Raw genomic sequence first — 20,408 nt, 5'->3', positions numbered from 1 at the left:
CAGCGCCTAGGGGCTCGCAGGTCTACAGTCAATCAGTCAAGAAGGTTAAAGAGCAACCTTCTCGCCTGCTCGCCTAGACTCACGCCCCTGATCAAGGCGCTTCCGCTTTTCGAGGTTCTATTCCAACTGTCCTTCACATACATTTTACATAAAGGTTGTACAAATGATTGTGAGGGATGATAATGAGCCAATATTATGAAAGTAATACCACAAAAAGCAGTGTTCCGGATCATGATGTCATTATGAGAGGAAGGAAGCTTCTTGATATTACCGGCGTTAAACAGGTGGAGAGCTTTGATAATGAGGAATTCTTATTGGAAACGGTAATGGGATTTTTAGCAATCAAAGGACAAAACCTGCAGATGAAGAATTTGGATGTCGAAAAGGGGATTGTCTCTATTAAAGGGAAGATCTTTGACCTGGAATACTTGGATGAACAGCACGGGGAGAAAGCTAAAGGTTTCTTTAGCAAGTTATTCCGATGACTCTTTCGACGCAATTTCTCACCATGCTTTCGATGATTGGAATGGGGTCGTTGTTTGGCGCCATGTTTGATACGTACCAACGGTTTTTAAACCGGCCAAAACGAAAAACATGGATTGTCTTCTGTAATGACTTATTATTTTGGATTATTCAAGCTTTGCTTATTTTTTATACCTTATTTACCATTAATAACGGAGAAATAAGGTTTTATATCTTTATTGCGCTTATATGCGGGTTTGCAGCCTACCAGGGCCTGTTTAAAGGGGTTTATCTGCGAATATTGGAGATGGTAATCGAGACGATCATTGCCGTTACTAAGTTTTTGAAAAAAACCTTTCAACTACTCATTTATAAACCTATCCTTGGACTAATCCAACTGGTTATTACCATCATTCTCGTACTTGGCAGGGGTCTTTATACCCTTGTCAAATTTGTTTTTAAAGTTTTACTATTACTATTAAAAATAATCGTAATCCCATTGAAAACAATAGTATTAATTTTTTGGAAACTTTTGCCGAAGGGTCTTAAAAAAGCCGTCGAGAAGTTATATAATAAAATAGCAGGAAATTTTCAGGGAATCAGGAATACTATTAGTAAGTGGATTGATAGATGGAAAAAACGAAAAAAGTAAGGAGGTTACGGGAAATGGGAGCGGAACGAAAAAGAAATGTGTCAAAGATGCAGACAACCTATGTCGAGCAGCAGGAATATGCAGAAATTGCATCAGCCAGGAAAAGGAAATTGTTACTAAGACGCCTCTCGCTCTTTGTGGTGTTTGCAGGCTTTCTGTCATATCTGATGATTTCCAGTTATCTTTCCCAAACCACTAAACTTGATGCAAAAATTGCTCAAAAGAAACAGCTTGACACTAAGCTTGATAAATTACAACAGCAGCAGGAAATCCTTAATGAGGATATCATTAAATTAAATGATGATGAATACATTGCCAAGCTTGCGAGAAAAGAAATTTTTTTCTCTGGGGATAACGAAATTATCTTTAATATTCCGGAAACAAAGAAGGAAAAGTGAACCATTGTGTAGTCATATTGACACTGAATTTTTACTTTCTGTATAATATAGAGTAAGATTGATTTTTTATTATTTTAAGGAGGAACATTCTTTTTATGTCAATTGAAGTAGGCAGCAAGTTACAGGGAAAGGTAACAGGGATTACAAATTTCGGAGCGTTCGTGGAGCTGCCGGAGGGCTCAACAGGACTCGTACACATCAGTGAGGTTGCTGACAACTATGTCAAGGATATTAACGACCATCTTAAGGTTGGCGACCAAGTTGAGGTTAAAGTCATTAATGTTGAGAAGGACGGGAAAATTGGCCTATCCATTAAAAAGGCAAAGGATAGACCCGAAGCACCGCAGAGATCCCACTCAAACTCACAACGCCCACGTCAAGGCAGGTCAAACGATCGCAATAATCCTCGACCAGAAAACTTTGAATCAAAAATGGCCAAATTTTTAAAAGATAGTGAAGATCGTTTATCTTCCTTAAAGCGCAACACGGAGTCTAAGCGTGGAGGAAGAGGAGCTAGACGGGGTTAACTTGCTGCTTAATTGTTGTCGAATAAAGCAGGTTTCACTGAATATCTTATAGTATGACAGGTCCTTAGCGGGCTTGTCTTTTTTGTCGTTTCCGAAAAATTATCTTCGTTCTGTGCACCTAAATCGACATAAATAAAGGTAGTTATGGTTATTTGAATGATTATAGTGAAAAGCGTCGAACGATTATTTTAACTTGTCCACTATTTTGACAAACTTTTAAGCTTTTTAATTTTATAATAGTCACCAATGATGAATATTAGGGAGTGTGATTATGGAAAAGACAAATGCAAGTTTCATAGAACCGGTTGGGAAAGTTAACCTTCATTCATCGAAATGGGCCTTGGGGAGTGGCCTCGGGAAATTCCATGCGCTGCTCGAGTCCTTTTTTATAAAAAAGGGTTATCTTTTGTTATTCGTGGGATTTTTACTGGGACGAGCCTTAATCCTGGCAAAGCTGACCCCGTTCTGCCTTCCTTTCTTCGCCTCTGTCTATTTAGTCAGAAGAGAGCGGGCACCGCTAGCCCTGATCGGACTAGTTGTCGGAGCAGCAACCTTGTCACTTGCAAATGCCGCCTTTACGTTCACCATTACCGTCTGGTTTTTGGTTATTTTCAGGATCAGTCAAAAGTGGCTGACAAATGAATTGAGAGCACTGCCTTTTTTTGTCGGGATTATCCTCGGAATTGGAAAACTGGGGGAAGCGTTTATTCTATCACAGCAATTGGTTCTATATGATTTAATGATGGTCGGTGTCCAGGCATGCCTTGCCTTCATTTTGACGCTAATTTTTTTACAAAGTATTCCTTTATTAACCTTGAATAAGCGCAGACAGCTGTTAAAGACAGAAGAAATCGTCTGCCTCATTATTATGCTCGCTTCGATTATGACGGGCACCATTGGCTGGCAAGTGTATGATTTGTCGATTGAACATATTATGTCGCGCTACTTAGTGTTGGTGTTTGCCTTTATTGCCGGCGCAACCGTCGGCTCTACTGTAGGAGTGGTAACTGGGTTGATTTTCAGCCTTGCAAGCGTATCAAGCTTCTACCATATGAGTTTACTAGCCTTCTCAGGTGTCCTCGGCGGATTACTGAAGGAAGGGAAAAAAATCGGTGTTTCCATCGGCCTATTTATTGCTACCCTCCTCATCGGAATGTATGGGGAAGGGGGAGGCTCATTATTGAAAACTGTATTGGAGTCAACCGCTGCTGTTTGCTTATTCCTCTTAACACCACAAGCTCTTACCTCTAGACTAGCAAAGTATATACCTGGTACACCGGAATACACAGCCGAGCAGCAAAAATATATGAGAAAAATGCGTGATGTAACAGCGCAACGGGTTTCGCAATTTTCAGGTGTGTTTCATGCCCTTTCAAAAAGCTTTTCCAAAATGGAAGTCATCCCGGATGAAGCTGAAAACGATCGGGAAATGGATTACTTTATGAGCCATGTAACGGAAAAAACGTGCCAAACATGCTTTAAGAAGGAACAATGCTGGGCAAAGAATTTTAATACAACCTATGCCTATATGGAGGAAATTATTCACGAAATGGATCAAAATGATGGAACAGTCTCTACTAAATTATCAAGAGACTGGGAAAAGCTCTGTACACGTTCAAAAAAGGTATACGAAACGATTGGCCAGCAATTAACCTTTTTCCAGGCCAATCAAAAGTTAAAGAAACAGGTTCAGGAGAGCCGGAAGCTTGTTGCTGATCAATTATTAGGAGTTTCTGAAGTAATGGATAATTTCGCGAAGGAGATTCAACGGGAAAGGGAAAATCACCACAAACAGGAGGAGCAAATTATCGAGGCTATGCAAGGGTTTGGAATTCATATTGAACAGGTGGAAATTTATAGTCTTGATCCGGGAAATGTCGATATTGAGATGTCGGTGCCATTTTGTAACGGCCATGGGGAATGTGAGAAATTAATTGCCCCGATGCTGTCTGACATACTAGAGGAAACAATTGTAGTTAACAAGGAGGAATGCGCAACATATCCGAATGGGTTCTGTCACGTTACCTTCCGATCATCGAAGGCGTTTACCGTGGAAACGGGGACAGCCCATGCGGCTAAAGATGGAGGTTTGGTTTCTGGTGATAGCTATTCAACGATTGAACTGGGTTTGGGCAAGTATGCGATTGCCATTAGTGATGGCATGGGAAACGGCGAAAGAGCCCATTATGAAAGCAATGAAACACTAATGCTTTTACAAAAAATCCTTCAATCAGGGATTGAAGAGAGGACAGCGATTAAATCAATAAATTCTATTCTTTCCCTTCGAACAACAGATGAAATTTTTTCCACATTAGATTTGGCGATGATTGATTTGAAAAATGCTTCGGCAAAATTCCTGAAAATTGGTTCAACACCAAGCTTCATTAAACGAGGTAAAAAGATTATTAAAATCCAAGCCAGCAACCTGCCAATCGGGATTCTTCAGGAATTTGAAGTCGATGTCGTCAGCGAACAATTAAAAGCCGGCGATCTGTTAGTCATGATGAGTGATGGGGTGTTTGAGGGGCCAAACCATGTGGAGAATTATGATTTATGGATGAAGCGGAAATTATTAGAATTAGAAACAGATGACCCACAGGAAATTGCTGATTTAATCTTAGAGGAGGTCATTCGTTCGAAATCCGATATTATTGATGACGATATGACTGTAACGGTGGCAAAAATAAAACATAATACCCCGAAATGGGCGTCTATCCCTGTTTATAACTTAAAGCGTCAAGCCTAACAGCTTATTTTAGGCAAAACCCTGTTAAAATATGTATAATTCACCTTATTCCCGTCGAAAATGGTAGCAATACGTTACGTGGAGGGAGAAGGTTATGTATACAGGGAAAATTAGGCAAATCTTATTGATTACAGATGGCTGTTCGAATCAAGGAGAAGATCCAATTGCTATGGCTGCACTCGCGAAGGAACAGGGGATTACGGTCAATGTTATTGGTGTTACTGAGAAGGATATTATAGATGAAAAGGGAATGACGGAAATAGAAGGGATTGCCATGTCCGGCGGCGGAGTCAGTCAGATTGTTTATACGGAAGCACTTTCGCAAACGGTGCAAATGGTAACCCGGAAAGCGATGAACCAAACGATTCAAGGTGTGGTAAATAGTCAATTACAGCAAATTTTAGGACGTTCGCAAACGATGGAAGACCTGCCGCCAGACAAACGCGGAGAAGTCATGGAGGTTGTCGATGAATTAGGGGAAACTGTCGAATTAGAAGTGTTGATTCTTGTCGATACAAGTGCAAGCATGAAACATAAGCTTCCAACCGTGAAGGAGGCACTGCTTGACCTCTCTCTAAGCTTAAACGCCCGAAGCGGAGAGAACCAATTTTCAGTTTACGTATTTCCCGGGAAAAAGAATGATGTCGAAAAATTGCTGGATTGGACGCCTAAGCTACAATCTTTGACAAGTATCTTTTCACAGCTGTCGACTGGGGGGATTACGCCAACAGGGCCGGCATTACGGACGGCGCTTTCCTCATTCAACCAAAAACAATCAATAAGGAGCCTGCTTTCACGTGATGATGAATCATACTTTGAAGAATCAATATAATCTTCGTCCTGGGACCATCATTTCTGGAAAATGGCATGGAAATAACTATACGATTGTAAAAGAACTAGGGTATGGGGCAAACGGAGTGGTGTACCTTGCCAAACACAAGCATACTCAAGTGGCATTGAAAATGAGTGATAATGGGATGTCCATCACCTCAGAGGTAAATGTTCTGAAATCCTTTGCAAAGGTCCAGGGGCCCCAAACCCTCGGGCCTTCTTTGCTTGATGTCGATGATTGGCAATGTAAACAGGTGGGACCGCTTATTTCCTTCTATGTCATGGAATATATTCAGGGCCCTGACTTCCTTTCCTTTTTACATCACAGGGGTAAATCCTGGACACTCGTGTTATTTTTGCAGCTGCTTAGTGATTTAGAGGTGCTCCATGAAAACGGCTGGGTTTTTGGTGATTTAAAGCCGGAGAACTTAATTGTGACAGGACCGCCGCCGAAAATCAGATGTATTGATGTCGGCGGAACAACGATGCAAGGAAGGGCGATTAAGGAATTCACTGAGTTTTATGACCGCGGCTATTGGGGGTTAGGTTCACGAAAGGCAGAGCCGTCCTATGATTTATTTGCTGCTGCCATGATCATGATAAACTCTGCCTATCCAAAACGATTTAAGAAAGCCTCCGGGGGTATGTTACAGTTAAAAGAAGCAATTCGGCAAAAGCCGGAACTATTGAAATTTGAAAAGGCAATCGTAAAAGCCCTACAGGGACATTACAGCAATGCAAAGCAAATGAGGGCTGATTTATTAGACGTAATGGTGGATAAACCAAGTTTTGACCCGTCTATACAGCCCAAAAGAGCCGACAGCGGCGCCTCAGTAAATAGTCAAAAAAATAAACCGAAGGCTGGCAAGCCTCTGACAAGGCAGACCTACCGAAAAAAGAAGAAAAAGAGCGGCTGGACAGAATTTTTCATTATTGCTTTGGTTCTAGGCATTTTATATGCCTTGTATACTTTTAATAAATTGCTTTAATTCGTGAAACTATTTATAAGTTTCTCCGTATATAAGAAAATGAAAAAATTTCTAGTCCATTTATCATGCCAATATTTTGATAGCTAAATGCGGTTAGTGGTAAGCTATTGGTATTCTAAATTTTTTTAGGTAAATACTTATGTTTAAGGAACGTGTAATCATATGTTGGAAACAAAGGTTGAGGCCCTTTTAAAGCACCACTCATTTCTGCTTGATAATAAGAAAATTGTCGTTGGTGTTTCAGGAGGACCGGATTCTTTAGCACTGCTTTACTATCTGCAGGGGGAAAAAGTTAAAAGGAATCTTTCCATTATTGCTGCCCATGTGGACCATATGTTTCGTGGTCAGGAGTCTTATGAGGATGCCATGTTTGTCAAAAATATTTGTGAACAGCTTGATATTCCCTTTGAAATGGTGCGGGTCAACGTACCTGAAATATTGGAAAGAACCGGGAAGAGTTCGCAAATTGCAGCACGAGAAGTAAGATATCAATTTTACGCACAAGTAATGGAGAAGTATGACTGCAGCTATCTAGCTCTCGGCCATCATGGTGACGATCAAATTGAGACCATTCTCATGAGGTTAACGAGAGGAAGCAGTGGAAAAGCGAGAGCAGGAATCCCATTTACCCGTCCTTTTTCTCCAGGTGCTATTTTCCGCCCATTCTTGAGTTTGACAAAGGATGAGATACAGCAATATTGTCGACACCACCATCTTAGCCCGAGGATTGACCCAAGTAATGAGAAAAGTATTTATAGTAGAAATCGATTTCGCAAGCAGGTTCTCCCTTTTTTAAAAAAGGAAAACAGCCGTGTTCATGAACATTTCCAACGGTTTAGCGAAGAGCTTCAAAGCGATGAGGTATTTCTACAGGAGTTAACCGTCAAGCGAATGACTACAGTAATGACAAAAAGAGAAGAGAGTAAAATTACTCTTGACATTAAAAGATTTCTTGAAGTGCCTTTACCTTTACAAAGGAGAGGGATTCAACTAATATTAAACTATCTTTACAAAGAAAAACCTTCTTCTCTTTCGGCGATACATATCGATCAAGTATTTTTCTTAATTCATCATCGTGAACCTTCAGGTGAACTTGATTTTCCCAATGGTTTAAAAGTTATTCGCTCCTATTCGCAGCTGTCTTTCCTTTTTACTTCCAATGTGGGAGAAAAATACCTTTTTGAAATAAACGAGCCAGGGAGTATTGTCTTGCCAACAGGAGGGAGTATCCGAATCGATTATTTAGATAAGGAAATCCCTGATACAAACCAATACACGGCCTTGTTTAAGGCTTGCAGTATTCAGTGGCCGATTATCATTCGTACAAGGAATAAAGGCGATCGAATGACATTGAAGGGGATGCAAGGGTCGAAAAAGTTAAAGGATATTTTTATTGATCAGAAGGTTCCTATTCAGGACCGAGATCAATGGCCTGTTATTACGGACAAAAAGGATTGCATTATTTGGCTTCCAGGTTTAAAAAAATCTTCTTTTGAAGGTATTGATACATCCACAAAACAATATATACTACTTACTTATGATAAGTAACAATCTTCTAGGAGGCACATTTATGATGAAGCAGGATATTGAAAAGGTGTTAGTTTCAGAAGAGGAAATTCAAGAGAAGATAAAAGTGTTAGCAGCCGAGTTAACAGAAGAATACAAAGATCGCTTTCCGCTCGCCATTGGCGTTCTAAAAGGCGCGATGCCCTTTATGGGAGATTTATTAAAACGGATGGATTGCTATCTTGAAATGGATTTTATGGATGTTTCCAGCTACGGTACCGGGTTTGTTTCATCAGGAGAGGTGAAAATCCTCAAGGACCTGGATACTTCAGTGGAAGGAAGGGACATATTAATTATCGAGGATATAATTGACAGCGGTCTAACGCTCAGTTATTTAGTCGATTTATTCCGTTACCGGAAGGCAAAGTCCATTAAGATTGTGACCTTACTTGATAAGCCTACCGGAAGAAAGAGTGGAATTAAAGCGGATTATGTTGGATTCGTCGTCCCAGATGAGTTTGTTGTCGGTTATGGATTGGATTATATCGAGAAATACCGAAACCTCCCATATATTGGCGTTTTAAAACCTGAAGTTTATAGCAATAATCAATAAGGAATCACTAAATTGGTTTTTCCTTCCCTATGTCTAAAGGAACGAATGGTGCCAAAAATTGAGAGCAATTCCTTGAATTAGTAAGATTTTCTATGATACTATTTAATATAGTTTTTACCCGCGGGAGGAGGTAAGAGATGAATCGGATTTTCCGTAATACCATCTTTTATTTATTAATATTTTTAGTTATTATTGGCGTGGTTAGTTTCTTTAATGGGAGTAACGAGCCGACCGATCACATTTCCTATGATAGGTTCGTTAAGCAATTAGAAAAAGGTGAGGTTAAAACATTTTCGATGCAGCCTGAACGAGGAGTGTATGAAGTTCGCGGTGAGCTCAATGCAAAAGACAAGAAATTTATAACCTATATTCCAAACAGCGAGAAAATTCTCGCACGAATTGATGCAGCTGATTCAAAAGTGGAAGTAATGCCAGCAAAGGAAACTAGCGGCTGGGTGACCTTCTTTACTTCAATTATTCCATTTGTGATTATCTTTATTTTATTCTTTTTCTTATTAAACCAAGCTCAAGGCGGCGGCAGCCGGGTTATGAATTTTGGTAAATCGAAAGCAAAGCTTTATAACGATGATAAGAAAAAGGTCCGTTTTAGAGATGTTGCTGGTGCGGATGAGGAAAAGGCTGAATTAGTTGAAGTTGTGGAGTTTCTGAAAGATCCACGCAAATTTGCTGAATTGGGTGCCCGTATTCCAAAGGGAGTTCTTTTAGTGGGACCTCCAGGGACTGGTAAAACATTACTTGCCCGGGCAACAGCAGGTGAAGCGGGTGTTCCTTTCTTCTCAATAAGCGGTTCTGACTTTGTCGAAATGTTTGTTGGGGTCGGTGCTTCGCGTGTTCGTGATTTATTTGAAAATGCAAAGAAAAATGCACCATGTATTATTTTTATTGATGAAATCGATGCTGTCGGACGTCAGCGCGGAGCAGGACTCGGCGGCGGACACGATGAGCGTGAACAAACGTTGAATCAACTTTTAGTTGAGATGGATGGTTTTGGTGCGAATGAGGGAATCATTATCATTGCAGCAACGAACCGTGCGGATATTCTCGACCCTGCATTATTACGTCCAGGCCGTTTTGACCGTCAAATTACCGTTGATCGTCCGGATGTAATTGGCCGTGAGGCAGTATTAAAAGTCCATGCACGTAATAAACCGTTAGATGAATCAGTAAACTTGAAAAATATTGCGATGCGTACACCTGGTTTCTCAGGTGCTGACCTAGAGAATTTATTGAATGAGGCCGCACTAGTGGCAGCTCGAACCAATAAGAAAAAAATCGATATGGAAGATATCGATGAAGCAACAGACCGCGTCATTGCTGGTCCAGCTAAAAAGAGCCGGGTTATTTCCGAAAAAGAACGGAATATCGTAGCTTTCCACGAGGGCGGTCATACCGTTATCGGATTAGTGCTCGATGAAGCAGATATGGTCCACAAAGTGACGATTGTTCCCCGGGGGCAAGCTGGCGGCTATGCCGTCATGCTTCCAAGAGAAGACCGCTACTTTATGACAAAGCCGGAATTGCTTGATAAAATTACCGGATTATTGGGTGGACGTGTCGCTGAAGAAATTGTCTTTGGTGAAGTTAGTACGGGTGCCCACAACGACTTCCAGCGGGCTACAGGTATTGCCCGCAAGATGGTAACTGAATATGGGATGAGCGATAAGCTTGGGCCGCTCCAGTTTGGTCAAGGTTCAGGAGGTCAGGTTTTCTTAGGCCGTGACATTCACAATGAACAAAATTATTCCGATGCAATTGCCTACGAGATTGATCTCGAAATTCAAAGAATTATTAAAGAATGTTATGAAAAGGCAAGAAAGATTCTGACTGAAAATCGTGACAAGCTTGATTTGATTGCTAAGACACTTCTTGAGGTAGAAACGCTTGTTGCCGAACAAATCAAATACTTGGTTGACCACGGTCATATGCCGGATTCCTCTGTTACCTTAGAGTCCGTAAAGATTGGACCAAAAAAGCCAGGGGATATGAAGGTTAACATTAATACTAAAAAGGATGGGGAAGCGAAAGAGGAGAAATCTTTCCTCGATACCCCACCTGATGAAATTGATTACAAGTAAATTGCGAAAAGAGTGCTTCGAACCGAAGCACTCTTTTTTTGGCCGATAGGAAAGTAAATTTTCCCAACAGTCATCAGTGCTACCACGGCTAATGAACCGCCATTCGGCAAGTTTTCTTTATCATCAACATACGATTTATGTTATTATGTTTTCAGTGAAGAAAAGAAAAATCGATAAAGTGAGTGATAGCTTTGATTTTCGTATTTGATGTGGGAAATACCAATATTGTCTTAGGTGTTTATCAAGGTGATAAACTTAAATATCATTGGCGGGTGGAAACAAGCCGAAACCGCACAGAAGATGAGTTTGGCATGAGCATAAAAGGGTTGTTTGACCATTCAGGTCTTTCTTTTTCCGATATTGACGGCATTATTATTTCTTCCGTTGTTCCGCCAATCATGTTTGCGTTAGAAAGAATGTGCCAGAAGTACTTCCATCTTAAGCCGCTTATTGTCGGACCTGGAATAAAAACAGGACTGAATATTAAATACGAAAACCCAAGGGAAGTCGGAGCAGACCGGATTGTTAACGCTGTAGCGGCGATTCAAGATTATGGAAGTCCGCTGATTATTGTCGATTTTGGGACAGCAACCACCTATTGTTATGTGAATGAGGACCGGCAATATATGGGTGGAGCGATTGCACCAGGTGTTGGTATTTCGACAGAGGCGCTATACTCTAAAGCGGCAAAACTGCCGCGAATTGAAATTGCCCGACCTGAAGGGATAATCGGGAAAAATACGGTGGCCGCCATGCAGGCGGGGATTGTCTATGGGTATGTGGGACAAGTAGAGGGCATTGTAAAGCGGATGATGGAGCAGAGCGGGAAGAAGCCGACGGTTATTGCAACAGGCGGGCTGGCCCCATTAATTGCCGAGGAATCAACAATCATTGATGTGGTTGATCCGTTTTTAACGTTAAAAGGATTACAGCTCATCTATAAACGTAATATGGGATAAGATAAAAAAGCAGCTAGAAGGGGGTCATGTAATGAAGGATTATCTAGTGAAAGCATTAGCCTATGATGGAAATATACGCGCTTATGCAGTAAGGACGACAGAAACAGTGAGTGAGGCGCAGCGGCGGCACCACACATGGCGGACAGCTTCAGCCGCGCTAGGCCGTGCGGTGACCGCAGGGGTGATGATGGGCGCAATGCTTAAGGGTGAGGACAAACTTACAATTAAAATAGACGGCGGCGGCCCGATTGGGCAAATTGTTGTCGACAGTAATGCCAAAGGCGAAGTCCGCGGCTATGTGTCCAATCCAGAGGTTGATTTTGAATCAAACGAGCATGGCAAGCTTGATGTCCGCCGTGCGGTTGGCACCGATGGCTTGCTGTCAGTCGTCAAGGATGTAGGGCTTCGCAACTTTTTCTCTGGCCAGGTTCCACTTGTTTCAGGAGAATTAGGAGAGGACTTCACCTATTATTTTGCTACATCGGAGCAGGTGCCAACATCGGTTGGTGTCGGTGTTTTAGTTAACCCTGATGATACAATCTTGGCGGCAGGCGGGTTTATTTTTCAATTAATGCCAGGCACTGAAGAGCCTGTTATTGCCAAAATGGAGGAACGCTTAAAAACGATTGCGCCCATCTCCACGTTAATTGAACAAGGCCTAACGCCTGAGGAAGTCTTAGAAGAACTTTTTGGAAAAGAAAATGTAAAGGTATTAGAAACAATGCCGGTACAATTCGAGTGTAACTGCTCTAAAGAGCGCTTTGCTAATGCCATTGTTGGCCTTGGTGCTGCCGAAATAAATGCAATGATTGAAGAAGATGGACAGGCGGAGGCCCATTGCCACTTCTGCAATGAAAAATATCATTTTTCGAAGGAAGAATTAGAAGCACTGAAAAAGGATGCCAAATAATCCTTTGTATGGTAAAGGGGCGGAGCGCCGCAAAAGCTAATCTGTTTATCCAAGTTGTGTGAATAATATACATTTTATACATTCGATATGACGAACCTTTGCTCTGCTCACACCGCCTTTATTGGCAGGAATGATTCTCTGAATAAGCATCCATAGCCAATGATGTGTGGGACGCTTTATTAGTTTACTTAGGGGGTGAAGAGGTTGGCGAGGAAGCAGCTTTGGATGGTTATTGCCGCTCTTATCATGGTTAATTGCCTGACAGTCGCTTTTTTCCTTTCAAAGGCGAGTAAGGCAAGCGGAACCATGAGCAATGAAGAGGCGGTGGCAACGGTGGGGAAAAAGGCAATTTCAAGACAGGACTGGCTGAATGAATTAGAATCCCGATACGGAAAAGACATTTTAAAAGAAATGATTGATCAAATGGTCGTAGAGGAAATTGCGGCAAAATATCATATAAAAATATCTGACCAAGAGGTTGACCGGGAATTTAGAATGCTCCAAGCCACCTCTAATTCTTTTAGCCCAAAGAACCATAAGAATGAGAAACAGTGGAAGGAACAAATCCGGAAAAGCCTTCTGTTAGAAGAACTTTTAACCAGAGATGTGGTAGTTTCGAGTAAAGAGTTGAAAAGCTATTATGATAAAAACAAGACGCTTTTCGATGTACCGGCCGCTTACCATCTATCCCATATTATTGTTAAAACCAAGGGAGAGGCAGAAAAGGCTTCAAAGGAGTTAGTTAATGGTTCAAGTTTTGCCGCATTAGCAATGGAACGTTCTATTGAAGAGTTTTCAGCTAATGAAGGCGGCGATATTGGTTATATTAGTGAAGAAGATGAGCGTTATCCGGAGCAGTATATCGAAACCGCAAAAAAACTAAAGACTGGAGCTTACAGTAAGCCGTTCAAGGTGGAACAAGGATATGCCTTACTGAAGCTTGAAGCGAAAACAAGCGGGGAAAAATATAGTTACGATGATGTTAAAGAGCAAATTCGCCGGCAAATTGCCCTTGAGCAAATCAAAACACCCGTCACAGCCTCAACTTTTTGGGATGAAGCAAAGGTGGACTGGTTTTACGACAGTAATAAAAAGGCAAACTAAAAGCGCAGGAAGATTCCTGAACGGGTTCCGTTTCCTATCACAAACATTAAAAATGTAAGATAAAATGAGTGCCAATTTACATATGAAATTGACACTCATTTTTTATTGGGGTAAAGCAATTTGTGACGAAATTACATAAAAAATTTGCATAGGAGAATCCACCCCAAATTGTAGGGGTACAATGGCTGCTGTACCTCTACAATTTTACCCTCAGTTTGGTATACAATTTGTCTTACAAAAAATGCTACGCGATTGGATATATATGTTAAAATAGAGTCTTATCCTTAATTGAGTAACCAGTGACAGTTAACATAAGCGGAGATTTTCCGATTAGTCCGCAGAATAGAGCCCGGTTTGGGGGATATAAGCGGAGATTTTCCGATTAAGCAAAGAAAAATTACCCATTCTCATGTTTTTTGAGTCAATAGTCGGAATCTATCCGTCTATTTAAGCTATTTTCAGTGCCATTTCTTAATTAAGAGAAATTTCTCCGCTTATTTATCAAACCATGCTGATTCCTCATCTGGGTCCGCTCTTTTATGGTTGGCGGGAGCAAAAATAGATATTAAAAATGGCTCAGTATAGTGAACTGAGCCATTTTATTTTTAAATGCAAAAACAGATCCAAAAGGCAGTACAAATTGGGATGCATTTTCGATTGCATTTACGGGTTTTGCGACAGGAAGCATGAACCAGTTAAAAATTTCTGTGCTTTTTTCTTTTTCAAAAATCAAAAAGTTCACAAAAACAATAGGCAAAAAGATTGACAAAACAAGTATAAAACTGGTAAATTCAATATAAATCCAATCAAAATACTCGGAATAGGGGTGCTCGTAATGCGTGTTGCAAATTCAGTGGCTGAATTAGTCGGCCAGACTCCAATTGTTAAGCTAAATAGATTGACAGATGAAAACAGTGCAGAGGTTTATTTAAAGCTTGAATACTTTAACCCTGGGAGCAGTGTCAAGGATCGGATTGCCTTAGCGATGATTGAAGCTGCTGAGGAACAGGGATTAATTAAGCCTGGTGTTGATACCATTATTGAACCCACAAGCGGAAATACGGGCATCGGCCTGGCGATGATTGCGGCGGCAAAGGGGTATAAGGCCGTGTTTGTAATGCCGGAGACTATGAGTTTAGAGAGACGCAACCTGCTGCGTGCTTATGGGGCTGAGCTAGTGTTGACACCTGGACCAGAGGGTATGAAAGGTGCTATCGCTAAAGCGGAAGAACTTGTCAAAGAACATGGCTATTATCTGCCTCAGCAATTTAAGAATGAAGCCAATCCTGAAGTTCATCGCAGAACGACAGGAAAGGAAATTGTGGAACAAATGGATCAGCTGGATGCATTTGTATCAGGAATCGGAACAGGCGGAACAATTTCAGGGGCCGGCAGTGTGCTCCGTGAAAATTTCCCGGATGTTAAAATTTATGCAGTCGAGCCAACGGATTCAGCCGTCCTTTCTGGAGGAAAACCAGGCCCGCATAAACTCCAAGGTCTTGGCGCGGGATTTATTCCTGACACCTTAAATACCAATATCTATGATGAAATTATCCTGGTGGGAACAGAAGAAGCATTCGAAGCTTCCCGCCGTGCCGCAAGAGAAGAAGGTATCCTAGGCGGAATTTCTTCAGGCGCAGCCATTTATGCAGCATTAAAAGTTGCAAAGGAATTAGGAAAAGGCAAAAAAGTGCTGGCGATTATTCCTGACAACGGTGAACGTTATCTAAGCACAGCGCTTTATCAGTATGATGTGGAATAGAAACATTTGGGGGCGTTGGCGATTGCCAAGGTCTCTATTTTTTTGTAAATTAATAAAAACTTCATGTATGATAAATGAGTGAAAACAAGCGAAGGGGGAATCGGAATGAAATCAGCTCAAGAACAGATTCAATGCGGCCCATATACTTTGGATTTTACGAAGAAAACAATTGTGATGGGCATTTTAAATGCCACACCAGATTCCTTTTCGGATGGCGGCGAATACAATCAAATCGAAACTGCAGTGATGCGGGCGAAGGAGATGGCAGCGAACGGAGCGGACATCATTGATATCGGCGGTGAATCCACACGTCCCGGCTTTGCTGCTGTTTCTTCAGATGAAGAGCTCGAACGCGTAATTCCAATTATCAAGGCTATTGCCCGCCATGTTCAAATCCCAATATCGATTGATACATATAAAGCAGAAGTAGCGAAGCAAGCGATTGAAGCAGGTGCCCATATCATTAATGATATTTGGGGAGCGAAGGCGGATGAAAAGATGGGAAGCGTTGCCGCTGAGTACAATGTCCCAATCATCTTGATGCATAATCGTCAAAATCGAAACTATCGTGTATTCATAAGAGATGTCATCAATGACCTGTATGAAAGCATCGCCATTGTTAAAAAAGCCGGAGTCATCGATGAGAATATTATCCTCGATCCTGGTATCGGATTTGCCAAGGACCATCAAGAGAACCTGCTCATGATGCAAAACTTAGATAAACTGGTAATGCTCGGGTACCCTGTTCTGTTAGGGACATCACGTAAATCAATGGTTGGGCAAGCATTAAATCTTCCTGTTGAAGAGAGAATGGAAGGAACAGGTGCGACCGTTTGTTATGGGATTCAAAAGGGCTGTCAGATCATCCGCATTCATGATGTCAAGGAAATGAGCCGAATGGCAAAAATGATGGATGCTATGATGGGGAAGGGTGAAATCATTGGATAAAATATACGTAAATGGGATGGAGTTTTACGGCTACCATGGTGTTTTTCCGGAAGAAAATCGGCTGGGCCAGCGATTTGCTGTCGATTTAGCCGTTTCTGTGGATTTGAAAAAGGCCGGAGAAACCGATGAACTAGAACAATCTGTCAATTATGGCGAGCTGTATGAGGTATGCAAAGAAATTGTCGAAGGAAAGCCGTATAAGCTTGTTGAAGCTGTAGCGGAAAGACTTGCTGGAAGTGTCTTGAGGGGATTCCCGCTCGTATCCGAAGTCACGGTAAAAGTCATCAAACCAGATCCTCCGATACCCGGCCATTACAAGTCCGTTGCCGTAGAAATTACAAGGAGAAGATAAAAAGTGGAAAACACAGCATTTATTGCCCTTGGCTCGAACGTAGGAAACCGTTATGTTAATATAACGAGAGCGATCAAACTTTTAACTAGTGATTCAGAAACTGGGTTGGTAACTTTCTCATCTATTTATGAAACAGATCCTGTCGGCTATGAAGATCAGGATTTATTTTTAAATATGGTGATTGAGGTTAACACTGACTTGGATGCTCATGAATTATTAGCTAGATGTTTAAAAATAGAATTGAATCTTGGGAGAAAGAGGGAAATAAAATGGGGCCCGCGGACAGTTGACCTTGACATTCTGACTTTTAACCAAGAAAATATTGAAACAGAGAAGCTTATTGTTCCGCATCCAAGGATGTTAGAGCGAGCATTTGTGCTTGTGCCGCTTTTAGAATTGAATCCAAATCTTTCGTGGATGGAAAAGCCTCTTGAAGCAGCGCTGGCTGAATTACCTGATAAAGAAGGAGTCCGAATATGGAAGCAGAAAAGTGGGGAAGACGTATTCGAGCCTATCGGAAGCTGAAAGGTTACACACAGGAGAGCTTTTCGAAGGAACTAGGTGTATCGGTATCGATTTTAGGAGAGATTGAAAGAGGAAATCGCCTGCCTGCAGGTGACTTACTAGAAAGAATTGCTCATTCCTTAAAAATAACTATAGATGATTTAACACCGAAAGAATAAGAGGTAGATTCATGTTAAAAATTGGTGATATCGAAATGAAGAACCCTGTTGTCTTGGCACCAATGGCAGGTGTCTGTAACTCAGCATTCCGTTTAACGGTTAAAGAGTTCGGCGCTGGTTTAGTTTGTGCGGAAATGGTCAGCGACAAAGGGATTGTTTTAAAAAATAAAAAAACGATGAATATGCTTTATATTGATGAGCGCGAAAAGCCGTTGAGCCTGCAAATTTTTGGCGGGGAAAAGAAAACGCTTGTTGAAGCTGCTAAATTTGTTGACCAAAATACGAATGCTGATATTATCGATATCAATATGGGTTGTCCTGTTCCGAAAATCACCAAATGTGATGCTGGTGCAAAATGGCTGCTTGATCCCAATAAAATCTACGAAATGGTGTCGGCGGTTGTGGCAGAGGTGGAAAAGCCTGTAACCGTAAAAATGCGGATGGGCTGGGACGCGGAGCATATCTTTGCCGTCAAAAATGCCCAAGCGATTGAGCGTGCAGGCGGAAAGGCAGTTGCCCTCCACGGCCGTACCCGTGTGCAAATGTATGAAGGAAAATCAAATTGGGAAATTATCCGTGAAGTTAAACAGTCTGTTACCATTCCGGTAATCGGTAATGGAGATGTCCAAACACCACAGGATGCCAAAAGAATGCTCGATGAAACCGGCGTAGACGGGGTCATGATTGGCAGAGCGGCATTAGGCGACCCATGGATGATCTACCGTACCGTTCAGTATCTTGAAACAGGTAAGCTAATGGCGCCGCCATCTGTTCGTGAAAAAATCGATGTCTGCATTCTTCATTTGGATCGGCTGATTGCCCTGAAAAATGAAAATATAGCAGTTCGGGAAATGCGTAAACATGCCGCCTGGTATTTAAAAGGGGTTCGTGGTAATGCGGGAGTGCGTAATGCCATCAATGAATGTGATACGCGTGACCATTTAGTTTCCATACTAAATGATTTGGTCATCGAGGTGGAAGAAAAAGAGCAAAGGCAGGCAATTGTTGGCTAAATTTGACTTGCTTTAGGCTGATGTTCTATCCTATCTATATTACTGATGGAAGCTGCCAGTGGAATAACTGGCAGTTTTTATTCTATATTGAACTTTTTTGATGTCTGAAATCTTAAGATTGTGTAAAATAATAGAGTATGCAAAAAAAGTAATTATGCTTGTTTTTCCATAATTAAGAAATTAATGGAGTTGATAGTGTTGAGTCAGGAAGAATTAAACGATCAATTAATGGTCAGACGTGAAAAAATGAATTCGATGCGTGAAAATGGTTTAGATCCATTTGGTAAGCGATTTGACCGTTCCCACTACAGTGCTGAATTGGTTGAACAATATGGAGAGTTGGAAAATGAAGAGCTTGAAGGGAAAGACATTACGGTTAGTATTGCCGGCCGCATCATGACAAAGCGTGGAAAAGGGAAAGCTGGCTTTGCCCACATTCAAGATTTAAAGGGGCAAATTCAAATCTACGTTAGGCAGGATGCTGTAGGAGACGAACAATATCAAATTTTCAATTCCGCCGATCTAGGGGACATCATCGGGGTAACTGGAAAGGTATTTAGAACCAAAATGGGTGAACTTTCGATAAAAGTTAATGACTTTACCTTCTTATCTAAAGCACTTCGTCCATTACCGGATAAATTCCATGGACTTAAAGATGTTGAGCAGCGATACCGCCAGCGTTATTTAGATTTAATTATGAGCCAAGAAAGTAAACAGACCTTTATTTCCCGGAGCCGGATTATTCAATCAATGCGCCGCTATCTGGATAGCCAAGGTTATTTAGAAGTCGAAACCCCAATGATGCATGCGATTGCCGGCGGCGCATCTGCACGCCCGTTCATTACGCATCATAATGCTCTTGATATGGAATTATATATGCGGATAGCCATTGAACTTCATTTGAAGCGGCTAATCGTCGGCGGTCTTGAAAAAGTTTATGAAATTGGCCGTGTATTTAGAAATGAGGGTGTATCGACCCGTCACAATCCAGAGTTTACCATGATTGAACTTTATGAAGCCTATGCAGACTATCGTGATATCATGAGCCTTACGGAAAACTTAGTTGCTCATATTGCTCAAGAAGTAGTCGGAACAACAACCATCCAATATGGTGATTATGAAGTAGATTTAAAACCAGAGTGGAAAAGACTTCACATGGTCGACGCTATTAAAGAATTTACCGGTGCGGATTTCTGGAAGGAAATGAGCGTTGAAGAAGCACGCGAACTTGCCAAAGAACATGGAGTGGAAATTAACGATAACATGTTATATGGTCATATCGTTAATGAATTCTTCGAGCAGAAGGTAGAGGAAAAATTAATTCAGCCAACCTTTATTTTTGGACATCCAGTAGAGATTTCACCGTTAGCTAAGAAAAATGATGAAGACCCGCGCTTCACCGATCGTTTTGAATTGTTTATCGTAGCTCGTGAGCATGCAAATGCTTTTACAGAGCTTAATGACCCAATTGACCAAAGGGAACGGTTTGAAGCGCAGTTAATGGAACGTGAACAAGGTAATGATGAGGCCCACTTGATGGATGAAGACTTTGTTGAGGCGTTGGAATACGGTATGCCGCCAACAGGAGGCTTAGGAATTGGAATCGATCGCTTAGTTATGCTATTAACGAATTCCCCGTCTATTCGTGATGTACTGTTATTCCCATTAATGCGCCATCGTTAAGGATAGTAAAGTGCCGGCTGTGCCGGCACTTTTCCTTTATAATATTTTATATAAAAAAACGAAAAAAAGTATTGCGCTGGTTTAAAAATGGTGATATATTAATATCTGTTGTTGCGAGACAGTAACACAAATGAAAAAAAGAAGTAAAAAAAGTTGTTGACTTTCGGTTGATAA

General features: G+C 41.4%; 20 protein-coding genes. All 20 read left to right on the top strand.

Translation table 11 applies throughout. The features are described from left to right. The first annotated feature begins 182 nt into the window (after positions 1-182). The 20 genes from yabP (at position 183) to lysS (ending at position 20,234) form a co-directional block, all read left to right on the top strand. Entirely contained in the window at positions 183-485 is a 303-nt protein-coding gene (yabP, locus tag BANVL01_RS22290; RefSeq protein WP_066094540.1) for a sporulation protein YabP, read from the top strand. Then, complete coding sequence (yabQ, locus tag BANVL01_RS22285; RefSeq protein ID WP_066094543.1) at positions 482-1,114, top strand: spore cortex biosynthesis protein YabQ; 633 nt, start codon at positions 482-484, stop codon at positions 1,112-1,114. Before yabP ends, yabQ begins: the two co-directional genes overlap by 4 nt. Further along, a complete protein-coding gene (locus BANVL01_RS22280) occupies positions 1,093-1,512 on the top strand; it encodes an FtsB family cell division protein (RefSeq protein WP_342342344.1) in 420 nt (139 codons plus the stop codon). The genes yabQ and BANVL01_RS22280 overlap by 22 nt, the downstream gene beginning before the upstream one ends. A gap of 95 nt (positions 1,513-1,607) precedes the next feature. Then, positions 1,608-2,039 (top strand): S1 domain-containing RNA-binding protein, encoded by a 432-nt coding sequence (locus tag BANVL01_RS22275; RefSeq protein WP_066094546.1) that lies wholly within the window; start codon positions 1,608-1,610, stop codon positions 2,037-2,039. A gap of 271 nt (positions 2,040-2,310) precedes the next feature. After that, on the top strand, positions 2,311-4,785 hold the full coding sequence (gene spoIIE / locus BANVL01_RS22270) for a stage II sporulation protein E (protein ID WP_066094548.1): 2,475 nt from the start codon (positions 2,311-2,313) through the stop codon (positions 4,783-4,785). A 94-nt stretch (positions 4,786-4,879) separates the two neighbouring features. Continuing rightward, positions 4,880-5,617, top strand: coding sequence for a vWA domain-containing protein (locus tag BANVL01_RS22265; RefSeq protein ID WP_066094552.1), 738 nt, complete (start codon positions 4,880-4,882; stop codon positions 5,615-5,617). Further along, positions 5,586-6,605 (top strand): serine/threonine protein kinase PrkT, encoded by a 1,020-nt coding sequence (gene prkT / locus BANVL01_RS22260; protein ID WP_066094554.1) that lies wholly within the window; start codon positions 5,586-5,588, stop codon positions 6,603-6,605. The genes BANVL01_RS22265 and prkT overlap by 32 nt, the downstream gene beginning before the upstream one ends. Before the next feature lie 162 nt (positions 6,606-6,767). Then, entirely contained in the window at positions 6,768-8,153 is a 1,386-nt protein-coding gene (gene tilS / locus BANVL01_RS22255) for a tRNA lysidine(34) synthetase TilS (RefSeq protein ID WP_066094559.1), read from the top strand. A 25-nt stretch (positions 8,154-8,178) separates the two neighbouring features. After that, positions 8,179-8,724: a hypoxanthine phosphoribosyltransferase gene (gene hpt / locus BANVL01_RS22250; RefSeq protein WP_235845708.1), complete on the top strand. Its 546-nt coding sequence runs from the start codon at positions 8,179-8,181 to the stop codon at positions 8,722-8,724. A 137-nt stretch (positions 8,725-8,861) separates the two neighbouring features. Beyond that, positions 8,862-10,820, top strand: coding sequence for an ATP-dependent zinc metalloprotease FtsH (gene ftsH / locus BANVL01_RS22245; RefSeq protein WP_066094565.1), 1,959 nt, complete (start codon positions 8,862-8,864; stop codon positions 10,818-10,820). A 191-nt stretch (positions 10,821-11,011) separates the two neighbouring features. Continuing rightward, positions 11,012-11,779 carry a type III pantothenate kinase gene (locus tag BANVL01_RS22240; RefSeq protein ID WP_066094568.1) on the top strand — a complete coding sequence of 256 codons (768 nt, stop codon included), beginning with the start codon at positions 11,012-11,014 and terminating at the stop codon, positions 11,777-11,779. Positions 11,780-11,810: 31 nt separating this feature from the next. Beyond that, positions 11,811-12,689: an Hsp33 family molecular chaperone HslO gene (gene hslO, locus BANVL01_RS22235; protein ID WP_066094572.1), complete on the top strand. Its 879-nt coding sequence runs from the start codon at positions 11,811-11,813 to the stop codon at positions 12,687-12,689. A gap of 195 nt (positions 12,690-12,884) precedes the next feature. Beyond that, positions 12,885-13,793, top strand: a complete 909-nt coding sequence (locus BANVL01_RS22230) for a peptidyl-prolyl cis-trans isomerase (protein ID WP_342342345.1) — start codon at positions 12,885-12,887, stop codon at positions 13,791-13,793. Between the two features lie 835 nt (positions 13,794-14,628). Further along, on the top strand, positions 14,629-15,555 hold the full coding sequence (gene cysK / locus BANVL01_RS22225; RefSeq protein ID WP_066094583.1) for a cysteine synthase A: 927 nt from the start codon (positions 14,629-14,631) through the stop codon (positions 15,553-15,555). Positions 15,556-15,660: 105 nt separating this feature from the next. Continuing rightward, positions 15,661-16,503, top strand: coding sequence for a dihydropteroate synthase (gene folP / locus BANVL01_RS22220; protein WP_066094586.1), 843 nt, complete (start codon positions 15,661-15,663; stop codon positions 16,501-16,503). Further along, positions 16,496-16,855, top strand: coding sequence for a dihydroneopterin aldolase (gene folB / locus BANVL01_RS22215; RefSeq protein WP_066094589.1), 360 nt, complete (start codon positions 16,496-16,498; stop codon positions 16,853-16,855). The genes folP and folB overlap by 8 nt, the downstream gene beginning before the upstream one ends. A 3-nt stretch (positions 16,856-16,858) precedes the next feature. After that, a complete protein-coding gene (gene folK / locus BANVL01_RS22210; RefSeq protein ID WP_066094590.1) occupies positions 16,859-17,380 on the top strand; it encodes a 2-amino-4-hydroxy-6-hydroxymethyldihydropteridine diphosphokinase in 522 nt (173 codons plus the stop codon). Then, positions 17,332-17,538, top strand: a complete 207-nt coding sequence (locus BANVL01_RS22205; RefSeq protein ID WP_066094593.1) for a helix-turn-helix domain-containing protein — start codon at positions 17,332-17,334, stop codon at positions 17,536-17,538. The genes folK and BANVL01_RS22205 overlap by 49 nt, the downstream gene beginning before the upstream one ends. Positions 17,539-17,549: 11 nt before the next feature. Beyond that, positions 17,550-18,551 (top strand): tRNA dihydrouridine synthase DusB, encoded by a 1,002-nt coding sequence (gene dusB / locus BANVL01_RS22200; RefSeq protein WP_066094596.1) that lies wholly within the window; start codon positions 17,550-17,552, stop codon positions 18,549-18,551. A gap of 198 nt (positions 18,552-18,749) precedes the next feature. Next, a complete protein-coding gene (gene lysS / locus BANVL01_RS22195) occupies positions 18,750-20,234 on the top strand; it encodes a lysine--tRNA ligase (protein WP_066094599.1) in 1,485 nt (494 codons plus the stop codon). Positions 20,235-20,408 lie beyond the last annotated feature (174 nt).

The organism is Neobacillus novalis NBRC 102450, assembly GCF_001591805.1.
Taxonomy (GTDB): domain Bacteria; phylum Bacillota; class Bacilli; order Bacillales; family Cytobacillaceae; genus Neobacillus; species Neobacillus novalis.
This window is presented reverse-complemented; position numbering and strand designations above follow the sequence as displayed.

Excerpts from the sequence above, each read along its gene's own strand:
- yabP (WP_066094540.1), top strand. The coding sequence starts at position 183 with ATGAGCCAATATTATGAAAGTAATACCACAAAAAGCAGTGTTCCGGAT.
- yabQ (WP_066094543.1), top strand. The coding sequence starts at position 482 with ATGACTCTTTCGACGCAATTTCTCACCATGCTTTCGATGATTGGAATG.
- BANVL01_RS22280 (WP_342342344.1), top strand. The coding sequence starts at position 1,093 with ATGGAAAAAACGAAAAAAGTAAGGAGGTTACGGGAAATGGGAGCGGAA.
- BANVL01_RS22275 (WP_066094546.1), top strand. The coding sequence starts at position 1,608 with ATGTCAATTGAAGTAGGCAGCAAGTTACAGGGAAAGGTAACAGGGATT.
- spoIIE (WP_066094548.1), top strand. The coding sequence starts at position 2,311 with ATGGAAAAGACAAATGCAAGTTTCATAGAACCGGTTGGGAAAGTTAAC.
- BANVL01_RS22265 (WP_066094552.1), top strand. The coding sequence starts at position 4,880 with ATGTATACAGGGAAAATTAGGCAAATCTTATTGATTACAGATGGCTGT.
- prkT (WP_066094554.1), top strand. The coding sequence starts at position 5,586 with ATGATGAATCATACTTTGAAGAATCAATATAATCTTCGTCCTGGGACC.
- tilS (WP_066094559.1), top strand. The coding sequence starts at position 6,768 with ATGTTGGAAACAAAGGTTGAGGCCCTTTTAAAGCACCACTCATTTCTG.
- hpt (WP_235845708.1), top strand. The coding sequence starts at position 8,179 with ATGAAGCAGGATATTGAAAAGGTGTTAGTTTCAGAAGAGGAAATTCAA.
- ftsH (WP_066094565.1), top strand. The coding sequence starts at position 8,862 with ATGAATCGGATTTTCCGTAATACCATCTTTTATTTATTAATATTTTTA.
- hslO (WP_066094572.1), top strand. The coding sequence starts at position 11,811 with ATGAAGGATTATCTAGTGAAAGCATTAGCCTATGATGGAAATATACGC.
- cysK (WP_066094583.1), top strand. The coding sequence starts at position 14,629 with ATGCGTGTTGCAAATTCAGTGGCTGAATTAGTCGGCCAGACTCCAATT.
- folP (WP_066094586.1), top strand. The coding sequence starts at position 15,661 with ATGAAATCAGCTCAAGAACAGATTCAATGCGGCCCATATACTTTGGAT.
- BANVL01_RS22205 (WP_066094593.1), top strand. The coding sequence starts at position 17,332 with ATGGAAGCAGAAAAGTGGGGAAGACGTATTCGAGCCTATCGGAAGCTG.
- dusB (WP_066094596.1), top strand. The coding sequence starts at position 17,550 with ATGTTAAAAATTGGTGATATCGAAATGAAGAACCCTGTTGTCTTGGCA.